A 21,897-nucleotide genomic window follows, 5' to 3' on the forward strand; every position below is an offset into this window, starting at 1 on the left:
CGGGATGCAAAGCCTGCTGCGCGCGATCTACCCGGCCCAGTGCCTGCTCTGCGAGGAGCTGACGGTGGAGGAGCAGGGGCTCTGCCCGGCCTGCTGGGCGCGCACGCCGTTCCTGTTCGGGCTGGTGTGCGACCTGTGCGGCACGGCGCTGCCCGGGGTCGACGAGGGCGTGCCGGTCCATTGCGACGACTGCCTGCGCACCGCGCGGCCGTGGGACAGGGGGCGGGCGGCGCTGCGCTACGACGAGGCGGCGCGCGAGCTGGTGCTGCGGCTCAAGCGCGCCGACCGCACCGAACTGGCCCGGCCGGCGGCGCGCTGGCTGGGGCGCGCGGCCGCGCCCCTGCTCGAGCCCGCGCCGCTGCTGGTGCCGGTGCCGCTGCACCGGACCCGGCTGCTCGGGCGGCGCTACAACCAGTCCGCCCTGCTGGCGCAGGCGCTGGGCCGCGAGCTGGGCCTGCCCGTCGCGCCCGACCTGCTGGTGCGCCGGGTTCGCACCCGCCCGCTCGCCGGGCGCTCCCATGCCGAGCGCTTCGCCCTCCTCGCCGACGCCATCGCGCTGCACCCGCGCCGCCGGCTCGAGGAAGGCGGCGCGGTGCTGCTGGTGGACGACGTGATGACCTCCGGCGCGACGCTCGCCGCGAGCACCGAGGCGCTGCGGGCGGCCGGCGCGGGCCGGGTCTGCGTGCTGACACTGGCCCGCGCCGTCAAAGATGCCTAAGTCGGGGAGGAGACCCGAAAGGATCAAATCATGGCCAACATCGAGATCTACACCACCCAGACCTGCGGCTACTGTCACGCCGCCAAGCGCCTGCTGACCCAGAAGGGCGCGGGCTACACCGAGATCGACGCCTCCGACCCGGCACGCCGGGCCGAGATGACCCAGCGCGCGAAGGGCGGCCGCACGGTGCCGCAGATCTTCATCGGCGACACCCATGTCGGCGGGTGCGACGAGCTGTTCGCCCTGGAGCGGGCCGGCAAGCTCGACGCGCTGCTGGCGGCGTGAGGGCCGCGCTGCTCCAGATCACCGGGTCGGACGACCCGCAGGACAACCTCGCCACCGTCCTCGACGCCATCGGCCGTGCCGCGGGCGAGGGGGCCGGGTTCGTGCTGACGCCGGAAGTGACGAACTGCATCAGCGCCAGCCGTTCGCGCCAACAGGCGGTGCTGCGCCCGGAGGCCGACGACCGCGTCCTCGCCGGGGTGCGCGACGCGGCGGCGGCGCGGGGGATCTGGATCGCGCTCGGCTCCATCGCGGTGAAGACCGACGATCCCGACGGCCGCTTCGCCAACCGCTCGCTGCTGATCGGGCCCGACGGCGGCATCGTGGCACGCTACGACAAGATCCACATGTTCGACGTCGCCGTCTCCGAGACCGAGACCTACCGCGAGAGCGCCGGCTACCGCCCCGGCAGCCGCGCGGTGCTGGCCGAGACGCCGTTCGGCAAGGTCGGGCTGACGATCTGCTACGACGTCCGCTTTCCGCACCTCTACCGGGCGCTCGCCGGGGCCGGGGCGGAGATCATCCTCGTGCCCTCCGCCTTCTCGCCCGTCACCGGCGCGGCGCACTGGGAGCCGCTGCTGCGCGCGCGCGCCATCGAGACGGGCGCCTACATTCTCGCCGCCGCCCAGACCGGCACCCATCCAGCCGCCGAGGGCCGGCAGCGGAGCACCTACGGCCACGCGCTGGCCGTCGGCCCGTGGGGCGAGGTGCTGACGGATCTCGGGGACGCGCCCGGCATCGGGTTCGTCGACATCGACCTCGCCGCCGTCGCGGAGGCGCGGCGCAAGGTGCCGGCGCTCACCCACGACCGGGAGTTCGAGGGGCCGTGAGCGCATCGTCCGACAACCTCGCGGTGACGCTGTTCTCCGAGATCATCAGCGTCGAGCAGCTCGCGCGCACCTCGGTGGCCAAGGTTCTGCCCAAGGGCATGGAGCTGAGCCAGTTCGCCGTGCTCAACCACCTCGCCCATACCGGGCAGGAGCGTACGCCCGCACAGCTCGCCCGCAGCTTCCACCTCACCCGCGGCGCGATGACCAACACGCTGGGCAAGCTCGAATGGGCCGGCTGGGTCCATATCCGGCCCGACTGGGACGACGCCCGGCGCAAGCTGGTGTCGATCTCCCCCGCCGGGGTCGCGGCGCGCAACGCGGCGCTGGCGGCGATCACGCCGCTGATCGCCGACGTGGTCGAATCGGTCGGAGCCGACAAGGTCCGGGCCGCGCTGCCGGTGCTGCGCGAGCTGCGCCAGCGGCTGGCGGTGTCGGAGTGAGCGCGCCGCTGGTCTCGCTCGGCCTCGCCAGCGAGCTGCTGGTGATGAGCGGCGCCTCGGAGGTCGAGACGTACCCCGACCGGATCGTGCTGCGCACCCCGTCGGAGCCGACCTACTGGTTCGGCAATTGCGTGATCTTCCGCAGTGACAGGGTCGATCCGGAGCCGCAGATCGCGCAGTTCCGCGCCGATTTCCCCGATGCGGCGCACGTGGTGCTGCAGTGGGACGCGCCGACGATGAAGCTGGGGCCGGGGCACGCGCGGCTGGCGGAGATGGGCTTCGAGGTCGAGGCCGACGACGTGCTGACCCGCGACACGACGCCCGAGGCGGGCGCGGTGCCTGAGGGCTTCCTGCTGCGCGAGATCGTCAGCGACGACGACTGGACGCAGGTGGTGGCGCTGCAGGCGGCGACGGGCGAGGCGGCGGGGCAGGGCGGCCCGGGCCATGCCGATTACATCGCCCGCCGCTACGCCACCGCGCGGCGGCAGGTGGCGGAGGGGCTGGGCGCGCGCTTCGGGGCGTTCGACGGCGCGACGCTGGCCGCGGATCTCGGCATCTTCCACGATGCGCGCACCGCCCGCTACCAGAACGTCGCCACCGCGCCCGCCTACCGCCGCCGCGGACTCTGCGCGGCGCTGGTGCGCCATGCGGGGCGCTGGGCGCGGCAACGCGCGCCGGAGGCGGTGCTGGTGATCGTCGCCGAGCCCGATGGCGACGCGGGCCGCGTCTACCGCCGCTGCGGCTTCGCGCCGAGCGAGCGGCTCGTCTCGGCGCACAAGCCGGGGTACTAGGCCGGCTTCGTCGAGGCGGTGACGTAGTTCACCGACAGATCGCGGTCCGACAGCCGCCACGACCAGGTGAGCGGGTTGAAGACGAAGCCCTTGCGGTCGACCGGCTCGAGCCCGGCCTGGCGCAGCAGCTCGAACAGCTCGTCGGGCGTGATGAACTTCTCCCACTCGTGCGTGCCCTTGGGCAGCCAGCGCATCACCCACTCCGCGCCGACGATCGCCATCGCGAAGCTCTTGGGGTTGCGGTTGATCGTCGAGCAGATGTGCAGCCCGCCCGGCTTGAGCAGCTCGCGGCAGGCGGTGAGGTAGCCGAGCGGGTCGGCGACGTGTTCGACGACCTCCATGTTGAGCACCACGTCGAACTGCTCGCCGGCCTCCGCCATCGCCTCGGCGGTGGTGTGGCGGTAGTCGATCTCCAGCCCCGACTGCTCGGCGTGGATCCGCGCGACGGGGATGTTGCGCGGCGCCGCGTCGGCCCCGACGACCTCGGCCCCCAGCCGGGCCATCGGCTCGCAGAGCAGGCCGCCGCCGCAGCCGATGTCGAGCAGCCGCAGGCCCGCGAACGGCTCGGCCGCCGTCAGGTCGCGACCATTTTCGGCGGCGATCTGGGCGGTGATGTAGTCGAGCCGGCAGGGGTTGAGCATGTGCAGCGGCTTGAACTTGCCGTCCACGTCCCACCACTCGGCGGCCATCGCCTCGAACTTGGCGATCTCGGCGTCGTCGACGGTGTTGGTGGCGGTTTGCATCGCATACTCCGATTTGTCATCTCGAGCCGGGGTGATCCCGCCTGAAATAGCCTATATAGGACGGGAATGGACAAGGTCTCAGGACACAAGCGCGCGGCGTCGCACCTCTACCCGCCGATCGATCCGTTCGATCAGCGGATGCTGGACGTGGGCGACCGGCATCGGATCTACGTCGAGCAATGCGGCAACCCGAACGGGCTGCCCGTCGTCGTCCTGCACGGCGGCCCCGGCGGCGGCTGCTCGCCCGCGATGCGGCGCTACTTCGATCCCGAAATCTACCGCATCGTCCTGTTCGACCAGCGCGGCTGCGGCCGCTCGCGGCCCCATGCCAGCGTCGAGAACAACACGACGTGGCACCTCGTCGCCGATATTGAGCGCATCCGCACCGTGCTCGGGATCGACCGCTGGGTCGTCTTCGGCGGCTCCTGGGGCGCGACGCTGGCGCTGATCTACGCGCAGGAACACCCCGAAAGCGCGCTCGCGCTGGTGCTGCGCGGCGTGTTCCTGATGACCCGCCGCGAGCTCGACTGGTTCTATGGCGGCGGCGCGGCGCAGTTCTGGCCCGACCTGTGGCAGCGCTTCGCGGGGCTGATCCCCGAGGAGGAGCGGGGCGACCTGATCGCCGCCTACCACCGGCGGCTGTTCTCGGGCGACGTGATGTCGGAGACCCGCCACGCCCGTGCCTGGGCGAGCTGGGAAAACGCGCTCGCCTCGATCGACAACGACGGCTCCGGCGGCGAGAGCCCGGCGGACTACGCCCGGGCCTTCGCGCGGCTCGAGAACCACTACTTCGTCAACGAGGGCTGGCTCGGGCCCGACCGGCAGATCCTCGACCGGATGGACCGGCTGGCCGACGTGCCCGGCTGGATCGTGCAGGGCCGCTACGACATGATCTGCCCGCCGCTCTCGGCGTTCAAGCTGGCCGAGGCGTGGCCCGACGCGCGGCTGAAGCTGGTCGGCAAGGCGGGGCACGCGCTGTCGGAGGCGGGGATCAGCCAGGAGCTGGTGCGGATCATGGACCTGATCGCGCTCCGCCGGGCGACGCTGGAGGACGTTTTTTGAGCGGCGCCGCCAACCGGGCGCGGCGCCAGCTGCTGGCGACCGGTCTCGCCGCGGCGGTGTTCGCGGCGTCGGGCGTGCCGGTGCGCGCGGCGGCGCGGCGGGGCGGTACCCTGCGCGCCGGGCTCGGCGGCGGCAGCGCGAGCGACAGCTGGGACGGCGCGGGGCACGAGGGCCTGTTCATGCAGGCCGTCGGCGCGGGCGCGGTGTTCGACACTCTGACCGAGGTCGCCGCCGACGGCACCCTGCGCGGCGAGCTTGCCGTGGGCTGGGAGCCGCTGGAGCAGGCGCGGGTCTGGGACGTGACGCTGCGCGAGGGCGTGCGCTTCCACGACGGCGCGCCGTTCACCGGCGCCGACGTGGTCGCCACCTTCGCCCGCCTCGGCGCCACCGGCCCGCTCGCGCAGGTCTCCGACATCGCTCTGGAGGGGCCCTCGCGGGTCCGGCTCGTGCTCGAGACCGCGAACCCGAACTTTCCCTACGAGCTCTCCGACCCGCGCCTGATCGTGCAGCCCGGCGGCGTGGTCGGCCCCGTCGGCACGGGCCTCTACCGCGCCGTCGCCTTCGAGCCCGGCCGCCGATTCGTCGGCCGGCGCGTCGACGGGCACTGGCGCGACGGGCAGGCCGGGTGGTTCGACCGGGTCGACGTGCTGGCGTTCGATCCGGCCGCCGTGCGCCTCGCCGCCCTGCGCTCGGGCCGGGTCGACGCCATCGACGGCGTAGAGCTGCACGCGGTGGGGATGCTGCGCGCGGCGGGCGATCACGCGCTGCAGGAGGCCGGGAGCTGGCTGCAGGCCGTCTCGCACCGCGTCGGCGTGCCGCCGCGCGTCGGCACCTCCCGCCCGATGGACGATGCCCGCTTCCTGGAGCGGTGGTGGGCCGCCTGAGCGCGATTTTGATGCGGTTCCGCCCCATCCGAAATTAACAAAAAATGTATCCTTGCTGCACAGCCCGAAGCCACGAAGCGGGCATGGCGGCTTGACGGATGTTGAACCGGACCCCCATAGAGTTCCCACGGCGTGCTTTACGCCGCGTACGCGGGGGGCGGTGATGAAAGATCTGGCAGGGGCCGGGGTCGGCACGGAAGACAACATGGCCGACATGATCCGCGAGATCCGCGCGCTCGAGAAGCGGGTTCTGCTGGACGCCAATCTCGAATGGTCCATCGGCGCCTCCGACATCGTCAGCCTCGGCCTCGAGGGCATGGCCAGCCTGTTCGAGGACCAGTTCGAGGAGATCTCGACCTTCTTCGAGGACTTCCGCGACGCGTTCGAATCCGCCGAGGCGCTGCTGTCGTCGGTGGTGGAAACCGCCGACAGCGCCGGCGGCGCGTCTCCCGAGCTGTCGGCGATGGTGGAGACGATCAAGTCGGCGGTGGACAGCGTGCGCGACACCCACCAGGCGCTGATCGACACGATCTTCAGCGAGACCGGCCTCAACGACGTCGCGGTCAGGATCAACAGCGAGATCGAGACCACCCACCCGACCCTGACGGCAGATTATTCCGGCGCCGACCTCGCCGAGAAATTCACCCTCAGCGCCTTCGCAGCGCGCGGCGTCGACGGTGCGATCACCGACCTGATCGAGGCCAAGTACAGCGGCGAGGACGCGCCGACGAAGGCCAGCCTCAAGGGGGCGTTCAAGGACGGGTTCAACGACGGCATCTACACCAAGATGCTCGGCGGGACGAACCCGTTCAGCGTCGACCTCACCGACGTCACGTCGGGCACCGACACGATCATCGGCTTCACGCAGAACACCACGAACAGCGAGGCCGTCGACGTCACCGTGACGCTGCCGAAGGTGACGCTGATGCTCGACCGGCTGATCGGCTCCGACGCGCTCGGCTTCAGCGTCGGCGAGGCGCTCGAGACGGTGGTCTCGACGGCGGAGAGCTTCAGCTTCACCCTGACGCCGGTCACCACCATGAACGGCGGTGCGCTGGAGGAGGTCGGGCTCGACGTCGACGGCTTCGACGTCGACACGCTGTTCGAGGTGGGCGGCGTGACCATCAACCTCGCCGACCTGACCGACTTCCGGCTCGGCTTCGTGTCGGGGCAGATCGACACGGTGGAGCTGGGCAAGCTCGGCCTGTTCTTCGAGGGCGCCGACACCCTGACCCTCGGCGCGCGCCTCACCGGCATCGACTCCGGCAGCTTCGACTTCGCCTTCGACCTCGCCAGCACCTTCACGCCCGACTTCTCCGTCAAGGTGCAGGAGGTCGGCGCGGCCGCCTATACCGACATCCTCACCGACACGAGCTACGAGGTGCTCAAGGTCGACGGGGCCGCCGCGCTCGACATCGGCGGGTCGAACGTCGACTTCGACGTGGCGCTCGGCGTCGGCACGATCTTCGACTCGAGCGCCGTGAGCGGGGCCGAGTCGCGGCTGGTGCAGATGCTCAAGGACGTCGAGGTCACGAGCTTCCTGATCGACATCACCGCCGGCGTGACCGACCCGACGCTCGAGGCGGCGCTCGAAGAGGCGATCCAGTCGATGGCGGTGCTCGCGGGCGAGCAGATCAAGGACGTGCTGACCTCGCTCGGCGTCTCCATCTCCTCGACCCTCGCCAACGCCACCTTCGACGTCGCGATCCCGTTCACCGACGTCGAGCTCGGCGACGCGTTCGGCGACGTGCGCAACTTCTTCCTCGGCCTGCCCGCGATGTTCGAGGTCTCGTCGGAATCGCTCGGCTACGGCGGCGAGGCGACGGAGACGTCGCTGCGCAACGAGACGACCGAGCAGACTGGCAACATCCTCAGCTTCGCCGACCTGTCGATCTTCGCGTCGTTCAACGACATCCTCGAGGTCACCGTCCTCACCGGCGCGACGACGACGAACGGCGCCGGCGAAGACGTGCCCGTCACCGAGACGGTGGAGGTCAATCTCCAGTCGCTCGTCTTCACCAACCTGTCGACCGGCGAGGCGCTCGATCTGCTCATCGATCGCTTCAACACCGCCTTCGCGGCGCGCGGCCTGTTCTTCGAGAATGACGGCAACAACGCGCTGAAGGTGAAGGCGTCGGAGGTCGGCGGCTTCTTCCAGACCTTCACGCTCGCCGACGCGACGCTGAAGATGGCGGGGACCAACGCCGGGCTGACGCTCGGCTCGCTCGGCTTCGACAGCGCCAACGCCAGCACCTCGACCGACGCCAACGACGTCACCCGCACGGCGCTGTCGTTCCTGACCGCCAACACCAGTGCCGAACTCGGCGCGATCGACTTCACCGCGCTCGCGGGCGTCGGCTCGCTGCGGTTCGACATCACCGTCGACGGCGTGCTGAAGACCATCGACGTCGCCGCCAGCGGCGGCAGCTGGAGCAACGTCGCCGGGCTCGTCGCCGATCTCAACGCGGCGTTCACCGAGTTCGGCGCCGGGATCGCGGTGTCGGCCAACAGCGGCGGCGACGGGCTGGCCTACAGCCTCACCGACGGCTCCATCGCGCAGGCCACCCTGCGCCTCGCCACCGAAGACCTGCTCGTCGCGCTCGATATCGACGGGCTCATCACCTGGGTGAACGTCGAGCTCGACAAGGTGCTCTCCGGTGCGAGCCTCGCGCTCAACGACGACGGCAGCCTCGTGCTGTCGCTGCCGGACGTGACCGGCGCGGCCTCGTTCGGCAGCGCCGACCCGATCTCCTTCAGCGCCGCCGATCTCGGCCTCGGCGACATCGCCGACCTGACCCTGTCGGCCAACCTCGAGGGCGACGTCGCCGCGTCTTTCAGCAGCGCCATCGGCATCGACTTCGGCTCGCTGTTCGACGGCATCATGTCGTCGGGCGGCGCGACGACCCTCGGCGGCAAGTCGTCGCTGGGCGACAACTTCATCGCCACGGTGCTCGACTCGGTGTTCCTCGAGGGCATCAGCCTCGACGCCTCGGTGCGGGCGACGGCGAGCTCCGTGACTGGCGGCGCGGATATCGGCCTCGCCAAGGTGGCGCTGGGCGGCACCGACCCGACGCAGAACTTCATCGTCCTCGACGCGCAGATGCGCGCGGCGCTGGTGGGCGAGGACGGCGACGGGGCGTTCTCCGACCGGATGAGCTTCGGCCACCTCTACGGCAAGCTCACCGCCGGCGCGGTGGGCGACCTGATCGGCACGCTCAACCTCGAGGGCGGCATCGCGACCGACGACGAGGGCAACGCCCTCGACGCCTCCGGCGCGGCGGCCACGGCGCTGGCCGACATCGAGGTGCGCGACGGGGTGATCGATTCGCCCTTCGCCGCCGGCTCGCGCGGCAACATGCTCTACATCTCGATCGGCGACATCGAGATCGACGTGGTCGGCATCGGCGGCCTGCCCGAGGACGCCTTCGCCGGCCTGACCGTCGCCACCGGCTCGGTCTTCGAGTTCGACGACACAACCGACATCAACATCGACAGCCCGCTGGCGGAGAGCCTGACCGGGCTCGGCGAGGGCGACATCCTCGATGTGATGACCAACATCGCGACGATGCTGCAGGCCGTCGGCGAGACTTTTGAGGACAACTTCCCGTTCCTCGGCACCGATATCCCGCTGCTCAACTTCTCGGTGCTCGACAGCCTCGACTTCGCCACGAGCTTCCTCGAGGCGCTGCAGGACCTGCGCGACGACCCGCAGATGGGGCTCGACGTGATCGACGCCTTCTTCGAGGGCATCTTCGGCGCCGACACCGTGACGCTGACCTGGGACGCGCCGAACCAGACCATCGACTTCGCACTCGAGCTCGACTTCCTGCAGGACTATTCCGAGGAGGTCGGCTTCCAGGTCGATCTCGCGCAGCTGCTCGGCGATCAGCTGGCGGACGTGCTGGGCGCCGGGCTGGCCGATCTCGTCACCGGGCTGGTGGACGCCAAGGGCGACGCGTCGTTCATCTTCGATCCGGATCTCAGCTTCAACCTCGTCTTCGGCATCGACCTCGCGCCGCTCCTCGTCGAGCCGACGGTGCTCGCCGACGACGCGACCGCGCTCGACGCGCTGTCGACGGTCGGCGGGCTGGTGGAATCCACCAGCGGCGCCAACGACCTGCGCATCGCGATCCAGAGCGACAGCGGCACCACCAACACCGTCTCGCTCGACGTCAGCAGCGCCACCGACATGGGCGAGCTGATCGCGCTGATCGACAGCGCCATCGACGGCGCGACGAGCGGCACCGCCTCGGTCGCGCTGGTTGACGGGGTCGTGACCTTCACCGACAGTCGCGCCGAGATCGTCGACACGACCGGCGTTACCGCGCTGTTCGGTGCCGCCGAGGCCGAGGCCGCCGACAATGCCGGCACGCTCGAGCTGGACTTCGACGCGGGCTACACCGACTACGCCGCCGCGGTGTCGTTCGCGCTGTCGATCAACGACGGCGAGGCCGTCACCGTCTCGCTCGACGCCGACGCCACCCGCACCACGCAGACCGATTTCGTCGACGCGCTGAACACGGCGCTGCAGGCGCTCAGCGTAGCCCGCGCGCTGCTCTCGGAAGGCGCGATCACCGGCACCACGCTGAAGCTCTCGCAGCTGGTGCGCGCCGTCGTCGACGGCGGCACGATCAAGCTGCGCGGCACTGACTTCGCCACCGCCAGCGGCTACGACCCGATCGGCTTCAAGGCGCAGGGCATCGACCAGTCCGAGACCGTCACCGTCAAGCTGACCGACCTGACCGGCGCCAACGTCGCCCGCCTGCTTGGCTTCAGCTCGGGCACCGCCGTCACCGTGGGCGAGGATGCCCTGGGCGAGACGATCTACCTCGGCGTCGACGCCGCCGCGCCGCGCGTGTTCCTCGACACCGACCAGACCGAACTACGCGCCGAGCTGACCGCCGGCAGCGTCGGCGGGCTCAACGTGTCCATCGGCCTCGGCCCGATCTCGGCCAACGTCACCGGCGGGTCGGCCTACATCAGCGACGGCACCGCTGGCGGTGGCCCGGCCTTCATCTCGCTGGGCCTCAACGACATCGACGGCGACGCCAACGACGGCGAGTACGACCTCTCCGACCTGCGCGACATCTTCTCCGACGCCTCGCGCAGCTTCCTCGACCTGTTCGACTTCGACATGGGCATCGGCATCTTCGTCGACCTGCCGCTGTCCGACAGCTTCGGCTTCTTCGATCCGGCGACGGACGGGCTGGAATACTCGGGCACACTGCTCGAGGTGGTCGACAACGTCGACTTCTCGACCTTCACCGTCGCCGATCTCGGCAACTTCTTCCAGGGTGACCTGATCTCGCTGTTCGAGGACGGCAAGATCGACATCAGCGCGGCGAACACCTTCACCGACTTCGAGCTGACGCTGCCCGACCTCTCGGACTTCTTCTCGAACTTCAACATCGCTGCCTTCCTCAACGACCCCATCGCGGTGATCGACGGGCTCGAGAGCGTCATGGGCACCATCGAGCGGGTGATCGACGACTACATGTCGGACATCGACGTGCCGATCGTCGGCGATGCGCTCTCGACCGGCCTGACCTTCTTCGACGACTTCCGCTACGCCGTGCTCGACCCGGCGCGCGACTACGCCGAGCAGCCCAAGGCCGATGGCTCGCTGCCGACGACGGTGGACCTGATCACCGGCTTCCTCAACGATGAGATGAACGACCTGCTCGGCACTACGGGCGAAACCTACCTGCAGGCGTTCCTCAACACCGACGACCCCGGCAACCCCTATCTCTACGCGGCGCTGAACTTCACCGGGACGATCTTCTCGGAGATGCTGGATATCGATTTCGATTTCGGCATCCCCGGCTTCAACATGGAGGTCGAGGACGGCTCGGAGATCCTGCTCGAGCTGAACTACCTGGTGAACCTCGGCTTCGGGATCGACGGGTCGGGCTTCTTCCTGCTCAACGACACTGACCAGGACGAGATCGCCATCGAGTTCCTCGCCGACGCGGGCAGCTTCACCGGCTCGATGTCGGTGCTCAATCTGCTCGGCGTGTCGGCGGCGGCGGTCGAGGTCGACGGCAACGACAACGTCATCAAGAGCGCGCACGACGGCCAGCAGGGCATTGCCCGCGTGACGGCCGGGCTCGGCGCCGACCTCTACGGCGACAGCGGCACCGAGATCACGTCCATTGACTACGACCTGAGCGGGATCGCCCCCGTCTTCGGCTCGACAGTGCTCGACTACGAGAAGCTGATCTATTTCGGCCAGCTCGACACCAGCAACCTGATCGCGTTCGACTTCTCCGCCGAGGCGGAGCTGCAACTCACCCTAGAGGGCAACGTCCTCAATCCGACGACCGGTGACCCGATCACCATCGGCGGCGTCGAGTTCCTGCCCACCGTCGCGACCGAGCTGCTGTTCTCGGGGGACTACACGCTCTCCGGCGGCCTGTCGCTCGACAAGCTCGAATTCAGCAACGTCCGGATCGATCTCGAGAACCTCGTCGGCGGCGTGCTCGACCCGATCCTCGACCCGATCCGCGCCTTCATCGACCCGCTCAACGAGTATTTCGGCTGGCTCAACGACGCGCCGTTCAGCTACATGCTCGACGCCGTCTCCACGGCGTTCCCGATCCTGAAGCTGCCGGTCACCATCGCCGACACGATCATCACCGTGACGGAGTTCGTCGCGGACCTGCAGGACAACGATTACAAGATCATCTTCGGCGATTACGACTTCTCCGGCGTCAGCGCCGACGAGAGCTTCACCGACATCGACGCCTCGACGACCAAGACCTCTTCCGGGTCGGGGTCCGGCAGCAACTCGCTCGACTCGATGCTGTCCTCCGGCGGCTCGACCTTCGGCCAGTTCGGCAGCGAGTCCGGCGGCTTCCTGTTCAAGCTGCCGCTGCTGCAGGATCCGTTCTCGGCGATCAACCTGCTCACCGGCGATTTCGAGAGCGTGGATCTCGTCGAGGCGACCTTCTCGCTGTTCAACTTCGACTACGACATCGACATCGTCCAGTCGCTGCTCAACGCGATTTCGGCACCCGGCTGGGTGCAGAACATCATCAACGGCGCGCTGTCGGCGAACATCTCGGCGAAGTTCTTCGCGGGCTTCACCGTGGGCTACGACCTCGGCGGCATCGCCAACTTCGTCAACACGCTCGACCCGATCCGCCTGCTCGACGGCGTCTACATCGACGCCGAGCCGGGCTCGCTCATCGAGGCGAGCTTCGAGCTGGCCGCGAGCCTGAACGCGGGCATCGCCGGGCTCAGCGGCAGCGCGGGCGCCGGCGTCGACCTGGCGTTCAACGACCCGGACGGCGATGGCAAGCTGCGCCTGCCCGAGCTGACGGCGATCATCGAGGCGGCGGCCGACGAGTTCGCTGCCGGCGACATCATAGACGGCCTCGAATACCTGTTCGTCGGCAGCGCCTACTACCACGCCAACCTGAGCGTCTGGGCCGGCATCAACCTGCCCTGGCCGCTGCCCGACCTGAAGTTCAGCTTCGACGTCTTCGACTTCGGCGACACCGTGAACTTCGGCGGCACGCCGCTGACGACCGGCATCGCCCCCGAGGTCGCCGACGGCGGCACCGCGGTCCTCAACATCGGCGCCAACGCGGGCAACAGCTTCACCAAGCTGAGCGAGGACGGCGACGACAAGGTGGTCATCTCCGGCCCCAACTCGCCCTACTCCGTCAGCCTGACGACCAACGGCGGCAACGCAACCGGCTCGCTGAACCAGAATCTCGGCTCCATCGTCGCGCCGCTGGGCGATGGGACGAACGTCCTCGACATGAGCGGTGTCACGTCCGACATCACCACCGTCACCATCGCCGGGTCCGGCAAGGACACGATCATCCTGCCCAAGACCGGCCTGCACGTGGTCGTCTCGGGCGACGACGTGGACTCGATCACCACCGAGGCCGGCTCGTCGGGCACCTACATCATCTTCGCCGGCGCCGGCGCGGACAGGATCGACATCAAGGGCGGCAACGTCGTCGTGCTGGGCGGCGACGATTACGGCATCGGCGAGAAGCTCAAGGAGAAGTACATCGGCAACGGCGATCCCGTCGTCGACGCCGAGCTCCTCGCCTTCCTCGGCATCAACGCCGACGGGACCCTGAACGCCTCGGGCGGCGCGAACTACACGTTCGGCGGCGTCGCGATGAACCTGGCAGGGGTCGTCGCTGGCTTCACCGAAGGCTCGCAGCAGAAGAACGACAGCGCCGCCGACAGCATCACCGTCGGCGCGGGCAACCACGTGATCCTCGGCGCCAAGGGTGCCGACGAGATCACCTTCGCGACCGGCAGTGGCGACACCGCCATCGTGCTCGGCGGCGCGGGGGCGGACCAGATCACCGGCACCAACGCCGGCAGCGCCTCCATCGAGGCCGGCGCCGGGCAGGACCGCGTCGTGCTCAGCGGCGGCGGCTCCTCGACGATCTTCGGCTGGGGCGCCGCCGCGGCGACGGAAGGGCTCGACCCGGACGCCGCCGTGGCCGCGCTGGCGCGGGCCGACGGGGCGGACATGCTGATCGGCGGCGACGGGGCCGACACGATCCACGGCCAGTACGGCGGCGACATCATCATCGGCGGCCTCGGCGACGACGTCATCACCGGCGGCCTCGACAACGACATCCTGATCGGCGGCGCCGTCACCATCTCCGACCCCGCCAACAACGTCTTCGATCCGACCGTCTCCGACCTGCACATCACCCGCGCCACCGGCCTCGTGCTGACCACCGGCGACGTCGCCGACGGCAACGACAGCGTGTCGGGCAACGGCGGTCAGGACGTCGTCGTCGGCGGCGGCGGCAACGACTGGCTGCGCGGCGGTGCGCTCGCCGACCTCGTCGTCGGCGACTTCGGCACCATCGGCATCTCGTCCAACCTGATCGCCGAGAGCTTCACCTCGCTGCACGCCGAGAGCGCCAACGCGGGCACCGACGACCTCGAGGGCGGCTCGGGCGGCGACATTCTCGTCGCGGGCGGCGCGGCCCCGGGCGACAGCGAATCCGTCACCGACCTGCTCGGCGACAACACCGTCCTTGGCGACTTCGGCACCGTCACCGGCGCGCGTATCCTCGAGGGCGTCACCGGCGTCGTCTCCATCGCCAGCAACACCGGCGGGGCGGATTCCATCACGCTGGGCAACGGCAACGACATCGTCCTCGCGGGCGAGGGCAACGACGTCGTCGACATGGGCGGCGGCGGCGACATCGTCATCGGCGACCTCGGCACGCTCGACATCACCGCCGGCACCATCGAGACCAGCGCCGCGGGCACCAGCGGCGACGACACCATCACCCTCGGCAGCGGCTTCGCCGACGACATCTACGACATCGTCCTCGGCGGCGGCGGCAACGACACCGTCACCTCCAACACCGGCGGCCTCGCCTTCCTCGGCGACGACGGCTCGATGGTGCTCGACTCGTTGGGCCTCAGCGAGCTGCGCACCTACAGTCCGCTCTCCAGCAGTGCCTCGGCCGACGACATCAAGGCCGACGAGGCGACCCGCGAGACGATCGACAAGACCGTCCGCCAGATCACCTCCGACGCCACCGCGGCGGGCGGCAACGACAGCCTGACCACCAGCGGCGGCACCGTCTACTCCGTCCTCGGCGGCGGCAGCGACACCGCCACGCTCGGCGACGGCGACGCGGTGGTGCTCGGCGACGACGGCACCATCGAGCTGGTGCTCGGCGGCAGCCCCGAAGAGGTCCAGGTCCAGACCGTGACCAGCGCCTCGGCGGGCGGCGACACGCTCTCCAGCGGCTCCGGCCGCGACCTGCTCGTCGGCGGCGACGGCGCGGATTCGATCTCCGGCGGCGACGGCGCGAACGTGCTGCTCGGCGACAGCGGCACCGTCACCCGGCCGTTCGAGACCGGGACCGACATCGACATCACCGCCGACGTGACCGGCAACGACGGCAACGACACCATCACCGGCGGCGCGGACGTCGATCTCGTGATCGGCGGCGGCGGCGACGACACCATCACCCTCGGCGAAGGCGCCAACGTCGCCGCGGGCGACGGCGGCGTGCTGGCCGTCTCGGGCACCGACATCACCCTCACCAGCACCGCCGACAGCCGCGACGGTGCCGACAACGTCTCGGCCGGCAGCAGCCGCGACATCCTGATCCTCGGCGGCGGCTCCGACGAAGCCGACCTCGGCGACGGGGACAACCTCGCGCTCGGCGACAGCGGCGAACTCGTGCTCGACGGCAGCGGCCTCAGCCTCACCTCCGAGAGCGCCGACAGCGACGGCGGCGACAGCCTGACCACCGGTGCGGGCAACGACCTCGTCGTGCTCGGCGGCGGTGCGGACGACGCGTCCCTCGGCAACGGTACCAACGCGCTGCTGGGCGACAGCGGCACCCTCGTCTCGTCGCTCGACTTCGCCACCCTGACCCTGACCTCCGCCAGCATCCTCACCCGCGACGGCGCCGACAGCGTCACCTCCGGCAGCGGCCGCGACGTGATGATCCTCGGCGGCGCGGGCGACACGGCCGCCCTCGGCGACGGCGACAATCTCGCCCTCGGCGACAGCGGCACGCTCACGGTGGACGCGACCGACCTGATTCTCGAGTCGACCAGCCAGGACAATGACGGCTCCGACGACCTCTCCACCGGGGAGGGCAACGACCTCGTCGTCCTCGGCGGCGACGCCGATATCGCCACCCTCGGCGACGGCACCAACGCCCTGCTCGGCGACAGCGGCACGCTGACCTCCACCGCCGACTTCCTGACCCTGACCCTCACCTCCGCCACCGATCGCAGCCGCGACGGCGCCGACAGCGTCACCGCCGGCAGCGGGCGCGACGTGGTGGTGCTCGGCGGCGCGGGCGACACCGGCGATCTCGGCGACGGCGACAACCTCGCCCTCGGAGACAGCGGCCTGCTCACCATCGATCCCGCCGATCTGACACTCACCTCCCAGAGCGATGCCACCGACGGCGACGACAGCCTCACCACCGGGACGGGCAACGACCTCGCCATCCTCGGCGGCCTCGCCGACACCGCCACCCTCGGCGACGGCACCAACGCCCTGCTCGGCGACAGCGGCACGCTGACCTCCACCGCCGACTTCCTGACCTTGACCCTCACCTCCGCCACCGACCGCAGCCGCGACGGCGCCGACAGCGTCACCTCCGGCAGCGGGCGCGACGTGGTGGTGCTCGGCGGCGCGGGCGACACCGGCGACCTCGGCGACGGCGACAACCTCGCGCTCGGCGACAGCGGCCTGCTCACCATCGATCCCGCCGACCTAACGCTGGTCTCCGAGAGCGACGCCACCGACGGCGACGACAGCCTGACCACCGGCGCCGGCGCCGATCTCGTGGTGCTCGGCGGCCTCGCCGACACCGCCGCCCTGGGCGACGGCACCAACGCCGCGCTGGGCGACAGCGGCACGCTGACCTCCTCCGCCGACTTCGCCACCCAGTCGCTCGCCTCGGCCACCGACCGCAGCCGCGACGGCGCCGACAGCGTCACGTCGGGCAGCGGGCGCGACTCGGTGATCCTCGGCGGCGCCGACGACAGCGCCGACCTGGGCGACGGCGACAACGCCGCGCTCGGCGACAGCGGCACGCTGATCCACGACGCCACCGGCCGCACCCTCGTCAGCGAGGTCGACGTCACCGACGGCGACGACAGCGTCACCACCGGCCTCGGCAACGACGTGGCCATCCTCGGCACCGGCAGCGACAGCGGCACCCTCGGCGAGGGCGACAACGCGGCCCTCGGCGACAGCGGCACCCTCGTCGCCAGCGCCGACCTGACCGAGATGACCCTGGTCTCCGATGCCGACATCACTGACGGCGACGACAGCCTCACGGCCGGTGCCGGCCGCGACCTCGTCATCCTCGGCGGCGCCAACGACACCGCCGATCTCGGCGACGGCGACAACTCGGCCATCGGCGACAGCGGCGAGCTGGTGCTCGACGCGGACGGGCGGACGCTAACTTCGGCGAGCGCCGACACCGACGGTGTCGACACCCTCACCACCGGCAGCGGCGACGATGCCGCGATCCTCGGCGGCGCGGGAGACACGGCGGCGCTCGGAGAGGGCGACAACAGCGCGTTGGGCGACAGCGGCTCGCTCATCGCCAGCGCCGACATGCTGACGGTGACGCTGGAGTCGGTGGGCGACGCGCGCGACGGCGACGACAGCCTCACGGCCGGTGCCGGCCGCGACCTCGTCATCCTCGGCGGCGCCAACGACACCGCCGATCTCGGCGACGGCGACAACTCGGCCATCGGCGACAGCGGCGAGCTGGTGCTCGACGTGGACGGGCGGACGCTGACCTCGGCGAGCGCGGACACCGACGGCATCGACACCCTCACCACCGGGAGCGGCGACGATGCCGCGATCCTCGGCGGCGCGGGGGACACGGCGGTGCTCGGCGAGGGCGACAACAGTGCGCTCGGCGACAGCGGCTCGCTCATCGCCAGCGCCGACATGCTGACGGTGACGCTGGAATCGGTCGGTGACGTGCGCGACGGCGACGACAGCCTCACGGCCGGTGCCGGCCGCGACCTCGTCATCCTCGGCGGCGCCAACGACACCGCCGATCTCGGCGACGGCGACAACTCCGCCATCGGCGACAGCGGCGAACTGGTGCTCGACGCGGACGGGCGGACGCTGACCTCGGCCAGCGCCGACACCGACGGCATCGACAGCCTGACCACCGGCAGCGGCGATGATGCCGCGATCCTCGGCGGCGCGGGGGACACGGCGGTGCTCGGAGAGGGCGACAACAGCGCGCTGGGCGACAGCGGCTCGCTCATCGCCAGCGCCGACATGCTGACGGTGACGCTGGAATCGGTCGGCGACGCGCGCGACGGCGACGACAGCCTCACGGCCGGTGCCGGCCGCGACCTCGTCATCCTCGGCGGCGCCAACGACACCGCCGATCTCGGCGACGGCGACAACTCGGCCATCGGCGACAGCGGCGAGCTGGTGCTCGATGCGGACGGGCGGACGCTGACTTCGGCCAGCGCCGACACCGACGGTGTCGACACCCTCACCACCGGCAGCGGCGACGATGCCGCGATCCTCGGCGGCGCGGGAGACACGGCGGTGCTCGGCGAGGGCGACAACCTGGCGCTCGGCGACAGCGGCTCGATCGCGGCGACGGCGGACGGGGCGCAGATCGCGCTGAGCTCGGTCGGCGATGTGCGGGACGGCGACGATAGCGTCACCGCCGGCGCGGGGCACGATTTCGTGGTGCTCGGCGGGGCCGACGACACGGCCGCGCTCGGAGACGGCGACAACCTCGCGGTCGGCGACAGCGGCCTCGTGACGGTCGTGTCGGGAGACATCGTGCTGATCTCCGAGAGCGCCGATACCGACGGTGTCGACAGCCTCACCACCGGCCTCGGCGACGACACCGCGATCCTCGGTGGACGCGGCGATACCGCGACCCTCGGCGAAGGCGACAACATCGCGCTCGGTGACAGCGGCGCGATCTCCTCCGCGTTCGCGACGCTGATGATCTCGCTGGAGTCGGACGGCAACCTGCGCGACGGCGACGACAGCCTGACGGCCGGTGCAGGGCGTGATCTCGTCATCCTCGGCGGCGCCAACGACACCGCCGATCTCGGCGACGGCGACAACTCGGCGCTCGGCGACAGCGGCGAGCTCATCGTAGGCGTCGAAGGCCGCTCGCTGCTCTCGAACAGTGCCGACACCGACGGGATCGACCTCCTCACCACCGGGTCGGGCGACGATGCGGCGGTGCTCGGGGCGCGCGGCGACACGGCGCTGCTCGGCGAGGGCGACAACATTGCACTCGGCGACAGCGGCCAGATCCTGGCGAGCGCGGACATGCTGTCGCTCGAGCTCGCCTCGACGGGCGACCTGCGCGACGGCAACGACAGCCTCGTGACCGGCGCCGGGCGCGACGTGGTGATCCTCGGCGGACGGGCGGACACCGCGTCGCTCGGCGACGGCGACAACAGCGCACTGGGCGACAGCGGCGACATCAAGCTGACGCCGGAGGGGCAGACCCTGTTCTCCGGCAGCGCCGCGACGGACGGCATCGACAGCCTGACGACCGGGATCGGCGACGACACCGCGATCCTCGGCGGGCGCGGCGACACGGCCATCCTCGGCGAGGGCGACAACAGTGCGCTCGGCGACAGCGGCTCCATCGTCGCCAGCGCCGATCTGGCGACGATCGGGCTCGGGTCCGAGAGCCGCAACCGCGATGGCGACGACTCGATCAGCGCCGGGGCCGGGCGTGACCTCGTCATCCTCGGCGGCGCGGCAGACATCGCGCGGCTGGGCGACGGCGACAATTCCGTGCTGGGCGACAGCGGCGGCATCGGGCTGGCCCCGGGCGCGCTGGCCCTGGAGTCGCGTGCGGCGCTCACCGACGCGGCGGACCTCGTGGTCACCGGCGCGGGGCAAGACCTCGCGATCCTCGGCGGCGACGACGACGTCGCCCGTCTCGGCGACGGCGACAACGGCGCCCTTGGCGACAGCGGCCGCATCGCGCGCGAGCAGATCGGCGGCGTCGAGCAGCTGGCGCTCGACACGACCGACGCGGAGATCGGCGGCAACGACACGATCACCACGGGCCTCGGCGAGGACGCCCTGCTCGGCGGGATGGGCGACGACAACATCCGCTCGGGCGACGGGCGCGACGCGCTGGTCGGCGACAACGGCGAGATCCTGTGGAAGCGCACGACGGACGAGCTGCGCCGGCTCGAGGTCCGCACCACCAACTCCGCGATCGGCGGCGACGACAAGCTGCGCTCGGGCGCGGGCCATGACGTCGCGCTCGGCGGCGTCGGCGACGACTTGATCGAGACCGATACCGGCGACGACGCGGTTGCCGGCGACAACGCCGCCTACCTCGCCGCGGCCCAGGGCGGCATCGGGGAGCTCGTCTCCACCGCCTTCGCGGTCGGTGGCGACGACCGGCTCATGTTGGGCCGGGGCGACGACCTCGGCATCGGCGGAGGCGGAGACGACGTTATCAAGGTCGGCAACGGCAACGACTTCGCCAGCGGCGACAGCGCGACGCTGACGTTCCTCGCCGAGACCCGGCTGATCACCGCGGTGCTCACCGACGTGTTCAACGGCGGCGACGACCGGATCAGCGCCAAGGGCACCTCGAGCGGCGACAACATCCTGATCGGCGCTGCCGGCGCCGACGAGGTGACGGGCGGCGGCCGCGACGACCTGGTGGCTGGCGACGTGGTGACGCTCGAGCTGCAGGACCCGGCCACGGCGCGGGAGGGGCAGAGCCACGTGGACCGGCTGCTGCGCATCGTGTCGGCCAATCCGCTGGTGGCGGCCGACGACGTGCTCGACGGCGGGCCGGGCGACGACATCGCGATCGGCGGCTTCGGCGACGACCTGATCAACGGCGGCAGCGGGCAGGACTTCCTGTTCGGCGACCTGGTGAACTGGCAGCGGGTCTTCGAGGACCTGGGCGGCGGCAGCGTGGCGGAGGCGATCACCTTCGAGACGATGCTGCCCTATGTCGAGGGCGGCTACGACGTGATCCGCGGCGGCGACGGGCCCGACGTGCTGGTCGGCTCGCTGGGGCCGGACCTGTTCGTGGGCAACACCGCCCAGGACCAGCTCTTCGGCGACAGCTACTGGGGCCTTTATCTGGTGCTCTGGGAAAGCGGCTTCTCCAGCGACACGCCGACCCGGCTGCTGTCCACGCTGAACTTCCCGGGCTTCGGCGCGAACGATCTCGTGTCGCTGTCGCAGACCAACGAGGCGATCTCCAACACCGTCAACATGGACCTCTTCCTGCAGGGCACGCCGCCCGCGCCGGAGCCGGAGCTCGTGGCCGGTCAGCGCGACGTTTCGTCGATGATGGACGGGTTGCAGGCGCGGGCGCTGCAGAGCTTCGCCGTCGACTACTTCAGCCAGGAAAGCGTCAGGCTCGAGCTCGCGCAACTGATGCTGCTGGGCGCCGATGCCGAGCTACTCGGCGAATCGGCGATGCAGTCGCTGCTGCTCCGGCTGGTGGTGCTCGGGGTCGAGCTCGACGCCAGCCAGATGCTTGAACTGCGCGCGACCGTCTGGCAGATCATCGAGGCGATCGAAGCCGGCGCGGCAGAGCAGCCGGCCGGGCTCGACGACGGGGCCGCCAATACCGACACGGTGCCGGCGGCGATCGCGGCGGAATAATCAGAGACAGGCAGGGAT

The 21,897-nt window shown here is 70.6% G+C and carries 9 protein-coding genes; 8 read left to right on the plus strand and 1 reads right to left on the minus strand.

From position 1 onward, the window contains the following. Window positions 1–4: 4 nt before the first annotated feature. The 5 genes from OG2516_RS11335 to OG2516_RS11355 are packed head-to-tail and all read left to right on the plus strand — an operon-like array spanning window position 5 to window position 3,061. The gene (locus OG2516_RS11335) at window positions 5–718 is read left to right on the plus strand and encodes a ComF family protein (protein WP_007255811.1); all 714 of its coding nucleotides are present in this window, start codon (window positions 5–7) and stop codon (window positions 716–718) included. Between the two features lie 30 nt (window positions 719–748). Continuing rightward, complete coding sequence (grxC, locus tag OG2516_RS11340; RefSeq protein WP_007255812.1) at window positions 749–1,003, plus strand: glutaredoxin 3; 255 nt, start codon at window positions 749–751, stop codon at window positions 1,001–1,003. Beyond that, entirely contained in the window at window positions 1,000–1,830 is an 831-nt protein-coding gene (locus tag OG2516_RS11345) for a carbon-nitrogen hydrolase family protein (protein ID WP_007255813.1), read from the plus strand. The genes grxC and OG2516_RS11345 overlap by 4 nt, the downstream gene beginning before the upstream one ends. Further along, window positions 1,827–2,270 carry a MarR family winged helix-turn-helix transcriptional regulator gene (locus tag OG2516_RS11350; protein WP_007255814.1) on the plus strand — a complete coding sequence of 148 codons (444 nt, stop codon included), beginning with the start codon at window positions 1,827–1,829 and terminating at the stop codon, window positions 2,268–2,270. Before OG2516_RS11345 ends, OG2516_RS11350 begins: the two co-directional genes overlap by 4 nt. Continuing rightward, complete coding sequence (locus tag OG2516_RS11355; RefSeq protein WP_007255815.1) at window positions 2,267–3,061, plus strand: GNAT family N-acetyltransferase; 795 nt, start codon at window positions 2,267–2,269, stop codon at window positions 3,059–3,061. The genes OG2516_RS11350 and OG2516_RS11355 overlap by 4 nt, the downstream gene beginning before the upstream one ends. Here OG2516_RS11355 and ubiG read toward each other — a convergent pair. Next, window positions 3,058–3,804, minus strand: a complete 747-nt coding sequence (gene ubiG, locus OG2516_RS11360; protein WP_007255816.1) for a bifunctional 2-polyprenyl-6-hydroxyphenol methylase/3-demethylubiquinol 3-O-methyltransferase UbiG — start codon at window positions 3,802–3,804, stop codon at window positions 3,058–3,060. The genes OG2516_RS11355 and ubiG overlap by 4 nt on opposite strands. Before the next feature lie 66 nt (window positions 3,805–3,870). Here ubiG and pip point away from each other — a divergent pair, with 66 nt between their 5' ends. From pip to OG2516_RS11375, 3 genes are all read left to right on the plus strand, one after another. Continuing rightward, on the plus strand, window positions 3,871–4,866 hold the full coding sequence (gene pip / locus OG2516_RS11365; protein WP_007255817.1) for a prolyl aminopeptidase: 996 nt from the start codon (window positions 3,871–3,873) through the stop codon (window positions 4,864–4,866). After that, window positions 4,863–5,750: an ABC transporter substrate-binding protein gene (locus OG2516_RS11370; RefSeq protein WP_007255818.1), complete on the plus strand. Its 888-nt coding sequence runs from the start codon at window positions 4,863–4,865 to the stop codon at window positions 5,748–5,750. Before pip ends, OG2516_RS11370 begins: the two co-directional genes overlap by 4 nt. Window positions 5,751–5,913: 163 nt before the next feature. Then, entirely contained in the window at window positions 5,914–21,879 is a 15,966-nt protein-coding gene (locus OG2516_RS11375) for a beta strand repeat-containing protein (protein WP_156799316.1), read from the plus strand. The last annotated feature ends 18 nt before the right edge of the window (window positions 21,880–21,897 follow it).

The sequence above is a fragment of the Oceanicola granulosus HTCC2516 genome, from assembly GCF_000153305.1.
GTDB lineage: Bacteria > Pseudomonadota > Alphaproteobacteria > Rhodobacterales > Rhodobacteraceae > Oceanicola > Oceanicola granulosus.

Coding starts and splice junctions, on each gene's coding strand:
- grxC (WP_007255812.1), top strand. CDS start 749: ATGGCCAACATCGAGATCTACACCACCCAGACCTGCGGCTACTGTCAC.
- OG2516_RS11335 (WP_007255811.1), top strand. CDS start 5: ATGCAAAGCCTGCTGCGCGCGATCTACCCGGCCCAGTGCCTGCTCTGC.
- pip (WP_007255817.1), top strand. CDS start 3,871: ATGGACAAGGTCTCAGGACACAAGCGCGCGGCGTCGCACCTCTACCCG.
- OG2516_RS11375 (WP_156799316.1), top strand. CDS start 5,914: ATGAAAGATCTGGCAGGGGCCGGGGTCGGCACGGAAGACAACATGGCC.
- ubiG (WP_007255816.1), bottom strand. CDS start 3,804: ATGCAAACCGCCACCAACACCGTCGACGACGCCGAGATCGCCAAGTTC.